Annotated in this window: 9 protein-coding genes; 7 read left to right on the top strand and 2 right to left on the bottom strand. The window is 70.2% G+C overall.

What is annotated here, in order from left to right; genetic code table 11:
• The first annotated feature begins 307 nt into the window (after window positions 1-307).
• The 4 genes from AB0N06_RS26060 (at window position 308) to AB0N06_RS26045 (ending at window position 6,381) form a co-directional block, all read left to right on the top strand.
• Window positions 308-967: a response regulator transcription factor gene (locus tag AB0N06_RS26060; RefSeq protein WP_037693221.1), complete on the top strand. Its 660-nt coding sequence runs from the start codon at window positions 308-310 to the stop codon at window positions 965-967.
• Window positions 968-1,227: 260 nt separating this feature from the next.
• Window positions 1,228-3,201 carry a 2-oxoacid:acceptor oxidoreductase subunit alpha gene (locus AB0N06_RS26055; RefSeq protein ID WP_366137088.1) on the top strand — a complete coding sequence of 658 codons (1,974 nt, stop codon included), beginning with the start codon at window positions 1,228-1,230 and terminating at the stop codon, window positions 3,199-3,201.
• Window positions 3,194-4,273 (top strand): 2-oxoacid:ferredoxin oxidoreductase subunit beta, encoded by a 1,080-nt coding sequence (locus tag AB0N06_RS26050; protein WP_366137087.1) that lies wholly within the window; start codon window positions 3,194-3,196, stop codon window positions 4,271-4,273. The genes AB0N06_RS26055 and AB0N06_RS26050 overlap by 8 nt, the downstream gene beginning before the upstream one ends.
• 152 nt (window positions 4,274-4,425) lie before the next feature.
• Entirely contained in the window at window positions 4,426-6,381 is a 1,956-nt protein-coding gene (locus tag AB0N06_RS26045) for an APC family permease (RefSeq protein WP_366137086.1), read from the top strand.
• Here the strand turns inward: AB0N06_RS26045 and AB0N06_RS26040 are convergent.
• Entirely contained in the window at window positions 6,369-6,716 is a 348-nt protein-coding gene (locus AB0N06_RS26040) for a helix-turn-helix domain-containing protein (protein ID WP_358856920.1), read from the bottom strand. The two genes, AB0N06_RS26045 and AB0N06_RS26040, sit on opposite strands and share 13 nt — an antisense overlap.
• 146 nt (window positions 6,717-6,862) lie before the next feature.
• Between AB0N06_RS26040 and AB0N06_RS26035 the strand changes: the two genes are divergently transcribed.
• The 3 genes from AB0N06_RS26035 (at window position 6,863) to AB0N06_RS26025 (ending at window position 10,532) form a co-directional block, all read left to right on the top strand.
• Window positions 6,863-7,723: an SDR family oxidoreductase gene (locus tag AB0N06_RS26035; protein WP_366137085.1), complete on the top strand. Its 861-nt coding sequence runs from the start codon at window positions 6,863-6,865 to the stop codon at window positions 7,721-7,723.
• Window positions 7,724-7,863: 140 nt separating this feature from the next.
• Window positions 7,864-8,859, top strand: a complete 996-nt coding sequence (gene rarD / locus AB0N06_RS26030; protein ID WP_366137084.1) for an EamA family transporter RarD — start codon at window positions 7,864-7,866, stop codon at window positions 8,857-8,859.
• Between the two features lie 113 nt (window positions 8,860-8,972).
• The gene (locus tag AB0N06_RS26025) at window positions 8,973-10,532 is read left to right on the top strand and encodes an FAD-dependent monooxygenase (RefSeq protein ID WP_366137083.1); all 1,560 of its coding nucleotides are present in this window, start codon (window positions 8,973-8,975) and stop codon (window positions 10,530-10,532) included.
• A 441-nt stretch (window positions 10,533-10,973) separates the two neighbouring features.
• On the opposite strand, the gene AB0N06_RS26020 is transcribed toward AB0N06_RS26025, so the two are convergent.
• Window positions 10,974-11,594, bottom strand: coding sequence for an ABATE domain-containing protein (locus AB0N06_RS26020; protein WP_366137082.1), 621 nt, complete (start codon window positions 11,592-11,594; stop codon window positions 10,974-10,976).
• Window positions 11,595-11,609: the final 15 nt, after the last annotated feature.

Genomic DNA, 11,609 nt, shown 5'->3' with positions numbered 1-11,609 from the left:
GCCCCTCCCATGCCTTTCGGGCCATGGGGGAGTCGTCGACCGACGACAACGCCGCCAGGCGCCGCCCATCGGCACGCGACGCCGCCCCACCTATGCGCGCGGCCTCCAAGGCGGACCGGCCCGCTGCCGCCCCCGCTCACCCCTCTCATGGGCGTCCCCTGCCCCACCCGGGCCCTCAGCCGTTCGGCACGGTTCCCCATCGGCGGGCCGATGCTGGGATGCTGGACGGGTCAGGGGACGGATCTCCGTCGGCCGCGGGCCGTCGGACCAGTGCAGTGGGGGAAACAGCGTCGTGGTGGAGGACAGGGTGCGGGTGGTCATCGCCGAGGACTCGGTACTGCTTCGGGAGGGGCTCACCCGGCTGCTGACCGATCTCGGGCATGACGTCGTCGCCGGGGTGGGGGACGCCGAGGCACTGATCAAGACGGTGAGCGATCTCGCCGCGCAGGACGAGCTGCCGGATGTGGTCGTCGCCGATGTGCGGATGCCTCCGACCCACACCGATGAGGGCGTACGGGCAGCGGTGCGGCTGCGCAAGGAGTATCCCGGCATCGGGGTCCTGGTCCTTTCGCAGTACGTCGAGGAGCAGTACGCGACCGAGCTGCTGGCCGGCAGCAGCCGGGGGGTGGGGTATCTGCTGAAGGACCGGGTCGCCGAGGTCCGTGAGTTCGTCGACGCCGTGGTCCGAGTGGCACAGGGGGGTACGGCGCTGGACCCTGAGGTGGTGGCGCAGCTGCTGGGCCGGAGCCGTAAGCAGGACGTTCTGGCCGGGCTGACGCCGCGCGAGCGCGAGGTGCTCGGCCTGATGGCGGAGGGGCGGACGAATTCCGCGGTCGCCAGGCAGCTGGTGGTGAGCGACGGCGCGGTGGAGAAGCACGTCAGCAATATTTTTCTGAAGCTCGGGCTCTCGCCCAGTGACGGGGATCACCGTCGCGTGCTGGCTGTTCTGACCTATCTCAAATCCTGAGAATCTGACACCCTGTCAGGTCACCTGTGGCCGATCGAGGGCCTGGGACCAAAGGATGAGTGCCGAGAAACAGCGAACCGCGTCGACCGACAGCCCGGGGGTTCACGAAACATGGCAAAGTGGTACAAAAGTGCGTCTCATAGTGGCGTCCACCATGTGACCGTTCCGGGGAAGGCGACCCTTACCGACGTAGGGTGGGCCTTGGGACCGCCCGCGGGCCGGACGGTCCCGAGCCGCCGCCCCGAGGGAGGTCCAGTTCAGTGACCAGCCAGGTCAGTAGCCCAGCCGGACAGGCCGACGAGGCCAACGACGCCGATCAGGCCGGCGAGACCGTTCTCCGGGGGCAACGCACCCCCCATGCCGGGAAAGCGGGCGTCGGCGAGAAGGAGATCCGCCGCCTGGACAGGGTGATCATCCGTTTTGCGGGTGACTCCGGAGACGGCATGCAGCTCACGGGTGACCGGTTCACCTCGGAAACGGCGTCGTTCGGGAACGACCTGTCGACGCTGCCGAACTTCCCGGCCGAGATCCGCGCCCCCGCAGGCACGCTGCCGGGCGTCTCGTCGTTCCAGTTGCACTTCGCCGACCATGACATCCTCACGCCGGGCGACGCCCCGAACGTGCTGGTGGCGATGAACCCCGCGGCGCTGAGGGCGAACATCGGCGATGTGCCGCGCGGCGCCGAAATCATCGTCAACACCGACGAGTTCACCAAGCGCCCGATGGCGAAGGTGGGCTACGAGACCAGTCCGCTGGAGGACGGCTCACTGCAGGCGTACAACGTCCATCCGGTGCCCCTGACCACGCTGACGATCGAGGCACTGAAGGAGTTCGGGCTCTCCCGCAAGGAGGCCGAGCGCTCGAAGAACATGTTCGCGCTCGGACTGCTCTCCTGGATGTACCACCGGCCGACCGACGGCACCGAGGCGTTCCTGCGGGCGAAGTTCGCCAAGAAACCGCAGATCGCCGAGGCGAACGTGGCAGCGTTCCGGGCGGGCTGGAATTTCGGTGAGACCACCGAGGACTTCGCGGTCAGCTACGAGGTGGCGCCCGCGACGCAGACGTTCCCCACCGGTACGTACCGGAACATCACCGGGAACCTGGCCCTGTCGTACGGGCTGATCGCCGCGAGCCGGCAGGCGGACCTGCCGCTCTACCTGGGCTCGTACCCGATCACCCCGGCCTCCGACATCCTGCACGAGCTCAGCAAGCACAAGAACTTCGGCGTCCGCACCTTCCAGGCGGAGGACGAGATCGCGGGCATCGGCGCGGCGCTCGGCGCGGCGTTCGGCGGTTCGCTCGGGGTGACGACGACGTCCGGTCCGGGTGTGGCGCTGAAGTCGGAAACCATCGGCCTGGCCGTCTCGCTCGAGCTGCCGCTGCTCATCATCGACATCCAGCGCGGCGGCCCGTCGACCGGTCTGCCGACCAAGACCGAGCAGGCGGACCTGCTGCAGGCGATGTTCGGGCGCAACGGCGAGGCCCCGGTGCCGATCGTGGCGCCGAAGACGCCGGCGGACTGCTTCGACGCCGCGCTCGACGCCGCCCGGATCGCACTGACCTACCGCACGCCGGTGTTCCTGCTCTCGGACGGCTACCTCGCCAACGGCTCCGAGCCGTGGCGGATCCCGGAGGTCGACGAACTCCCCGACCTGCGCGTGCAGTTCGCCTCCGGGCCCAACCATGAGCTGGCCGACGGCACCGAGGTCTTCTGGCCGTACAAGCGCGACAAGCAGACCCTGGCCCGCCCGTGGGCCGTCCCCGGCACTCCCGGTCTCGAACACCGCATCGGCGGCATCGAGAAGCAGGACGGCACCGGCAACATCTCGTACGACCCCGCGAACCACGACTTCATGGTCCGCACCCGCCAGGCGAAGGTCGACGGCATCGAGGTCCCCGACGTGGAGGTCGACGACCCCTCCGACGCCCGGACCCTGGTGCTCGGCTGGGGCTCCACGTACGGCCCCATCACCGCCGCCGTCCGCCGGCTGCGGGCGGAGGGGCAGTCGATCGCGCAGGTCCATCTGCGCCACCTCAACCCCTTCCCACGGAATCTGGGTGAGGTGCTGGAGCGTTACGACAAGGTGGTCGTCCCGGAGATGAACCTCGGCCAGCTCGCCACCCTGATCCGGGCGAAGTACCTGGTGGACGCCCAGAGTTACAACCAGGTCAACGGAATGCCGTTCAAGGCCGAGCAGCTCGCCACAGCTCTCAAGGAGGCCATCGATGCCTAACACCGACCAGGCACTCCCCACCGGGCTCCCGGCACTGCAGCTGGTACCCAAGGCCGAGGCCAAGCAGTCCATGAAGGACTTCAAGTCCGATCAGGAAGTGCGCTGGTGCCCCGGTTGCGGTGACTATGCGGTCCTCGCCGCCGTGCAGGGGTTCATGCCCGAGCTCGGTCTGGCGAAGGAGAACATCGTCTTCGTCTCCGGCATCGGCTGCTCGTCCCGGTTCCCGTACTACATGAACACGTACGGGATGCACTCGATCCACGGCCGGGCCCCGGCCATCGCGACCGGGCTGGCGTCCTCGCGGCGCGACCTGTCCGTCTGGGTCGTCACGGGCGACGGCGACGCACTGTCCATCGGCGGCAACCACCTCATCCACGCGCTGCGGCGCAATGTGAACCTGAAGATCCTGCTGTTCAACAACCGGATCTACGGGCTCACCAAGGGGCAGTACTCCCCCACGTCCGAGGTCGGCAAGATCACCAAGTCGACGCCGATGGGCTCGCTCGACGCCCCGTTCAACCCGGTGTCGCTGGCCCTCGGCGCGGAGGCGTCGTTCGTCGCCCGCACCGTGGACTCCGACCGCAAGCACCTCACCGGCGTGCTGCGCGAGGCGGCCGCCCACCCCGGCACGGCGCTGGTGGAGATCTACCAGAACTGCAACATCTTCAACGACGGCGCCTTCGAGGTCCTCAAGGACAAGGACCAGGCCGAGAACGCGGTGATCCGGCTGGAGCACGGGCAGCCGATCCGCTTCGGCACCGGGCAGTCCAAGGGCGTCGTGCGCGACCCGGCCACCGGCGACCTCAAGGTCGTCGAGGTCACCGCGGAGAACGAGTCGCAGGTCCTGGTCCACGACGCACACGCCGCCAGCCCCACGACGGCGTTCGCACTGTCCCGGCTCGCCGACCCCCACACGCTGCACCAGACCCCGATCGGGGTGCTGCGCAGCGTCGAGCGACCGGTGTACGACACACAGATGGCCGAGCAGCTGGACACCGCGGTCGAGCAGAACGGCAAGGGCGATCTGGCCGCGCTGCTCGCGGGCAACGACAACTGGACGGTCGTCGGCTGAGAGGGTCCGGCGGATCAGGGTCGGACGGTTCCACTCGTCGCGGCCTCGGATGATCCGCCGGACGCCCCCTGGGACGCCGTGCGGCGCACCGTACGGGTGCCCGGCCGGGGAGTCTTCACCGCTCCCGGCCCGGCACCCGTTCTCATGTGCCCATGGCCCTGGACCGTCCCGCGTACCGCATCAAACGACACCTGCTCGGCAAACCCCTCACCACCGAGCGCATCAGTGAAGAGAAACTGAGCAACCGGACGGCGCTCGGGGTGCTCGCCTCGGACTGCATCAGTTCGTCCGCGTACGGCTCCGAGGAGATGCTCCGGGTCCTCGTGCCCGTCGTCGGGGCGGCCGCCTTCACCCTCCTCATGCCGGTGACCTTCGCGATCCTGCTGGTCCTGCTGCTTCTGACGCTCTGCTACAGCGATGTCGTCATGATCTACACGCGGGCGGGCGGCTCGTATGTCGTCGCCCGGGAGAACTTCGGGCCGAATGTCGCGCAGATCGCCGCCGTGGCGCTGCTCGTCGACTACATCGTGACCGTCGCCGTCCAGGTGTCGGCCGGCACGAACGCCCTCATCTCCCTCGCCCATCTGGCCGGGGGCGGCTGGACCGGCCTGGACCATCTCCAGCTGCCGGTCTCCGTCGCGGTGATCGCGCTGCTCGCGTACGGGAATCTGCGCGGCATCCGCGAGGCGGGCCGGACCTTCGCGCTGCCCGCCTATCTGTTCATGGCCGCGGTCGGTCTGGTGCTGCTCGTCGCCGCGGTGCGCGGGCTGACGGTCGGGCTGCCGCACGCCGATCTGCATGCCGCCGGGGTGGTTCCGCTGGGCACGCCGGGCAGCGGCTGGGCGTACGGCGCCTCGCTCTTCATCGTGCTGCGCTCCTTCGCCAACGGCGGCTCGTCGCTCACCGGACTCGAAGCGATCTCCAACGGCATCTCCGCGTTCCGTGAACCGCAGGGTCGCAACGCCCGCCGCACCCTCATCGTGATGAGCTGTGTACTCGGCGTCCTCGTCCTCGGCGTCTCCACGCTGGCGCACTTCACGCACGCCGTCCCGTACACCGACGGCACGCCGACCGTCATCGCGCAGGAGGCTCATCTCGCCTTCGGTGCCGGCCCGGCGGGGACGGCCGGGCTGGTCTTCGTCCAGCTGGCGACCGCGCTGGTCCTCTACACGGGCGCCAACACGCCTTTCACCGGCTTCCCGTTCCTGGCCAGTTTTGTCGCCAAGGACCGTTTCCTGCCGCGGGTGCTGACCCGGCGCGGGCACCGGCTGGCGTTCTCCAACGGGATCATCGCGCTCACCGTCGTCTCGCTGGCGCTGCTGCTGGTCACGGGCGCCAGCGTGGACAGGCTGGTGGCGCTGTACGCGATCGGCGTGTTCACCGCGTTCACCATGGCGGGGTCCGGGCTCACCGCGTACCATCTGCGCCGCCGCGAGCGGTACCGCCGGCTGAAGATCGCGGTCAATGGGCTGGCTGCGGTCATCTCGGCGGCCGTGGTGCTGATCTTCGCGATCACCAAGTTCACCGAGGGCGCCTGGCTGGTCGTGATCGTCTTTCCGCTCGGCGTCTGGGCATTGATGCGGATCAACCGCGAGTACCGGCGTGAGGCCGCCGCACTGCAGAGCCTCCAGGCGCCGGGCGCCGACCGGCCGCGGGTCCGGCGCCATCTGGTGTTCGTCCTCGTCGAGACACTGGACCTGGCGACACTGAAGGCACTGCGGTACGCCCATGAGCTGCGCCCGGACGAGATCCGGGCGGTGCACTTCGCGGTCGACGAGGCGCACGGCAGGCGGCTGGCCGCCCGCTGGGAGGCGACGGCCGCGACCTCTGTGTCGCTGGAGCTGGTGGCCTGCCCCGACCGGCGGCTGCGCCAGGCGATGCGGGAGCTCGCGACCCGCACCACGGCGGACGGACAGACGTCGCTGACGGTACTGGTGCCGCGGCGGCTGTACTCGAACGCGCTCGGGAAGTTGCTGCACCGGGGCACCGGCGAGGCGATGGCGAAGGCGCTGGTCCAGCTGCCGCACGTGGCGGTGACGATCCTGCCGTTCGATGTCTCGCGGGCGCTGCGGGAGCTGGAGGAGGGGCGGGCGCCTCAGCCGGACTGAGCCTGTTTCCGGGCGTCGTACGACTCTCGGGCAGCGTGTACGGCGTCGACCCGCCGCTCCGTCCAGCGCGCCAGCCCCCACACCTGCTCGGCGGCCTCCTTGCCCAGCTCGGTCAGCGTGTAGTCCACCCGCGGCGGGATCACCGGCTTGGCATCCCGGTGCACGAAGCCGTCGCGCTCCAGCGTCTGGAGGGTCTGGGCCAGCATCTTCTCGCTGACGCCGCCGACCTCGCGGCGCAGCTCGCTGAAGCGGTACGAGCGCTCCAGCAGAGCGGCGAGGACGAGAACCCCCCAGCGGCTGGTGACGTGTTCGAGCACCAGGCGGGAGGGGCACATCTGCCGGTTCACATCAGGCACCTTGCTTACGCTCACACCAGTACCTTACTTCAAAGTGGGTACTTTCTCCTGGTTAGCGCCTCCCGTAGGGTGAGCGACAGAGAGTACGAACAAGGATCAGAGCACCCAAAGAGGAGAAACCCCCCATGAGTATCGTCGTCACCGGAGCCACCGGAGAGCTCGGCAGTCTCGTCGTCGACCGGCTGCTGGAAACCGTGCCCGCGAGCGAGATCGCAGCCGTGGTCCGCAACAAGGAGAAGGCCGTCGGCCTCGCCGTCCGCGGCGTCGAGCTCCGGGTCGCCGACTACGACCGCCCGGAGACCCTCACCGGCGTCTTCAAGGCCGGGGACCGCGTCCTGCTCATCTCCGGCAGCGAGGTGGGCAGGCGCGTGCCGCAGCACACGGCGGTCATCGACGCGGCGAAGGCGGCGGGCGTCGCGCAGCTCGCGTACACCGGGGTGCTGGGCGGCCCGGACGCCGACTTCCAGCTGGCCGCCGAGCACAAGGTCACCGAGCAGCTGATCCTCGACTCCGGCCTGCCGTACACCTTCCTGCGCAACGGCTGGTACACGGAGAACTACACGGCGAACCTCGCCCCGGTCCTGGAGCACGGCGCCGTCGTCTCCAACGCGGGCAACGGCCGGGTCGCCTCCGCCACTCGCGCCGACTACGCCGCCGCCGCGGCCGCCGTACTGACCGACGAGGGCCACCTCGGCAGGGCTTACGAGCTGAGCGGCGACGTCGCCTGGTCGTTCGCCGAGTACGCGGCCGAGGTATCGAAGGCCACCGGCAAGGAGATCGCGTACAACAACGTCCCGGCCGCCGTGCACCAGGAGATCCTGGTCGGCGCCGGTCTGCCCGAGGGCTTCGCCGCGATCCTCGTCGACGTCGACGAGGCGATCGCGCGCGGCCTGCTCGCCGGCACGAGCGGCGACCTGGCCCGTCTGATCGGCCGCCCGACGACGCCGATGGCCGAGACGGTGGCCGCCGCGGTCGCCGCCGGCTGAGCCCTTCCTCCGGACCGGACGGGCCCGGTGTCATGACCGTATGGCGATACGGCTATGACACCGGGCCCTCCCGGCGCTACCGTCATGCAGTCGGCGGAGAGTTGACGGAGCAGTTGACGCGAGGGATGCCAGGAGGGCCCGTGAAGGGGACAAATGAACAGCGGGCGGGCTTGCTGTCCGGCATCGGCGCCTATGGCCTGTGGGGAATCGTCCCGCTCTTCTGGCCGCTGCTGAAGCCGTCCGGCGCCATCGAGATCCTGGCCCACCGCATGGTCTGGTCGCTCGCCGTCGTCGGCGTCGCGCTGCTCGCGCTGCGCCGCTGGGCGTGGATCGGCGAGCTGATACGCCGGCCGAGGAAGCTGGGGCTGATCACGGTCGCCGCGGCCGTGATCACCGTCAACTGGGGTCTGTACATCTGGGCCGTGAACAACGGCCACGTCGTCGAGGCGTCGCTCGGCTACTTCATCAACCCCCTGGTCACCATCGCCATGGGCGTTCTGCTCCTCGGCGAACGACTGCGCCCCGTGCAGTGGGTGGCGGTCGGCACGGGCGTCGCGGCGGTGCTCGTGCTGGCGATCGGTTACGGACGTCCGCCGTGGATCTCGTTGACACTGGCGTTCTCCTTCGCGACCTACGGCCTGGTGAAGAAGAAGGTCAACATGGGCGGCCTGGAGTCGCTCACCGCCGAGACAGCGGTGCTGTTCGTCCCCGCGCTCGGCTATCTGCTGTGGCTCGGCGCGCAGGGCGACGCGACGTTCGTCTCCGGGGGCGCCGGCCATGCGGCGCTGCTCGCCGCGACGGGTGTCGTGACGGCCACGCCGCTGGTCCTCTTCGGTGCGGCGGCGATCCGCGTCCCCCTCTCGACGCTGGGCCTGCTCCAGTACCTGGCGCCGGTCTTCCAGTTCATCCTCGGCGTCCTCTACTTCCACGAGGCGATGCCCCCTGAGCGGTGGACCGGGTTCGCGCTGGTGTGGCTGGCGCTCACGCTGCTGACGTGGGACGCGCTCCGGACGGCGCGGCGGACGAGGGCGCAGGCCGCACGGTTCGCGGCGACGGCGCCGGCATCGACGGCGCCGGAAGAGACGTCTGCGGCGACCGGCACGGACTCCTCCTCGTACGCAGCCCGAGAGCAGTGATCAGCGACGACGACGCCCGCGAGACAGCGGACACGCGCCAAGCTTGACCTAGTTGCTTTTTTAACTCGGTTACGTTTACCTGGAGGCGGTGGAACCGAACCCGAGGAGCAGGCATGACCGACGTACTGATCGTGGGAGCCGGACCGACCGGACTGACCCTGGCATGCGATCTCGCCCGGCGTGACATCGCGGTACGGATCGTCGACAAGTCCCGCGATTTCCCGCGCAGTTCGCGGGCGAAGGGCCCCAACCCCCGCTCCCTCGAGGTACTTGAGGATCTCGGCGTGGTCGACGAGGTCCTGGCAGCGGGCTCGACGCCGCCGCCGATGCGCAAGTACCGGGGCGGACTGCCGATCGCCGACGCCGACCCGTTCGAGGGGGCGGTGCCGACGCCGGACGCCCCGTACGACCGCTCGTGGCTCATCGCCCAGTGGCGGCTGGAGGAGATCCTGCGGGCCCGGCTCACGGAGTACGGGGTACGTGTCGAACTGGGCGCCGAGGTAACGGGGCTGGTGGAGGCGGACGCCTCGGTGACCGTCACCTTCGCCGACGGCAGCGAGACCGGGGCGGCCTACGTGGTGGGCTGCGACGGCGCCCACAGTGCGGTGCGCAAGCTGCTCGGGGTGCCGTTCGAGGGGCGGACGACGCAGGAGCAGATGATGGTCTGCGGCGACGTCGAGGTGGAGGGTCTCGACCGCGGGATCTGGCACCAGTGGTTCGACGAGGACGGCGCCGTGATGCTGTGTCCGATCCCGGGCACCCGGTCGGGCTGGTGGTTCCAGGCCGGGCCCGAGACGGACGCCGCCGGGGCCCCCGTACCGCCCTCGCAGGAAAGCTTCCGGCGGCTCTTCGCCAAGCATTCCGGCCTCCCGGGCACCCGCCTGTCGAACGCCACCCTGCTGTCGACGTACCGGGTCAACGAGCGCCTGGCCGGCCGCTACCGGGTGGGCCGCGTCCTCCTCGCCGGCGACGCCGCGCATGTGCACGCGATCGCGGGCGGGCTGGGCATGAACACCGGCATCCAGGATGCGTTCAACCTGGGCTGGAAGCTCGCCCTCGTGGTGACCGGACGGGCGGGTACGGACCTGCTCGACACGTACGAGGAGGAGCGGCTGCCCGTCGCCGCCCGGACCCTCGACCTCGCCTCCGACCGGCTGCGGGCGACCCTGGAAGCGATCAAGAAGCCGGGCGGCGGACTGGATGCGGCGAACGCCGCGGAGACAATGGGGCTGGACGGGAACTACCGCTGGAGCTCGCTCGCCCGGGACGGCGCGGCCGACGGTCCCCGCGCCCGGCTGCGGGCGGGCGACCGCGCCCCGGACGCCCCGTGCCGCGACGCGGCGACGGGGACGCCGGTCCGCCTGTTCGAGACGTTCGCCGGGCCGCACTTCACGCTGCTGGGCTTCGGTCCGGGCGCGGCGCAGGCGCTGCGGGAGGTGGCGGCGGGGTACGGCGATGTGGTGCGCGTGCACGCGGTGGACGGCGGCGGCCACGAGGGCCTCACCGACGACGAGGGGCACGCCCGCTCGGCGTACGGGATCACCGAGGACGCCCTCGTCCTGGTCCGCCCCGACAACCACGTGGCGCTGATCGCGCGCGCCATGGACCACGGAGCCGTCGCGGAGCACCTGGACCGTACGGCATTGGGGCGATCGCGGCGCGTGTCCCGATGAGTAAGCGCGGTCATACCGTCTGCTTATATTTCTCTAGCATCTATGACCCGTACCCGGCACTTCGAGAGACACTCACGCACGCTCCTGCGCGTGGCGACCGCCACCGTGGCCGTCTCCGCCGTCATCTGCGCAGCCACACCCACCGCACGTGGCGACGACACCGCACAGGCAATGCACCCTTCCGGACTCGGCCCGGCCGGACCCGGGTCCCGCCTCCCGGGCGATCCCGGCAACGGAGCCCCGGCTCCGGGGGTCCACGAAATCGCCCGGCCGACGTCCATCGGGGCAACACCCCGATGAGCTGGGCCGGCGACAGCTCCCCGCGGCCGGGCTCAGCCCGGCGCGACGGCCACCCGGCCCCTCACACGCTGCCGGTCGGCAGCAGCACCGGACGGCCCGTGCCATGACGTGATGGGGGGGACGGGGGCACGGGTCCGCCCGTCACACGTCCCCTTCAAGTTGGCGGGCGCGGTGCGCGCGTACCTTCTGACGGTTTCCGCACCGCTCCATCGCGCACCAACGCCGCTTGCCGGGACGCGAGGTGTCGACGAACAGCAACAGGCAGTTGTGGGCGCCGCATTCGCGGATCCGTCGGGCGTACGGCCCGGTGAAGAGCTGCACCGCATCGCGGGCGACGGTCGACAGGAGTGCGCTGCCGGTGGCCCCGGGTGCCCACTCCCTGCCGGACCCGGCGGCAATACGGGGCACGAGCGGCGATGCGGCGGCCACGGCGTTCACGACCTCGATGTCCGCCGGGTCGGCCGCCTGCCCGTGCGCCAGGGCCGTGGTCAACCGCCAGAGTGCGGCGCGGAGTTCATGAGCGCGGGCCAGTTCATCATCGCTCACGGCGAGATCCGCGAGCTCCGGTCCGGACGCCAACCGGCTCTCCCCCGCCCACCGCACCAGATCGGCGGGTGTGTGCAGCGTCTCGTACTGCGTATATGTGCTGTGCCCGCCGGTGGGCAGCAACTCCAGGCACAGGGCACCGGGATCGAAGCGATACGGACGCCCCTGCGAGGTGTGAAGGAGCAGTCCCGGCGCGCCCGTTGCCGACTCACTCATGTAACCACTATAAAC

Source organism: Streptomyces sp. NPDC051020 (assembly GCF_040683105.1).
Lineage (GTDB): Bacteria > Actinomycetota > Actinomycetes > Streptomycetales > Streptomycetaceae > Streptomyces.
Note: the sequence above shows the minus strand (reverse complement) of the source record. Positions and strands in the feature narration are given on the sequence as shown.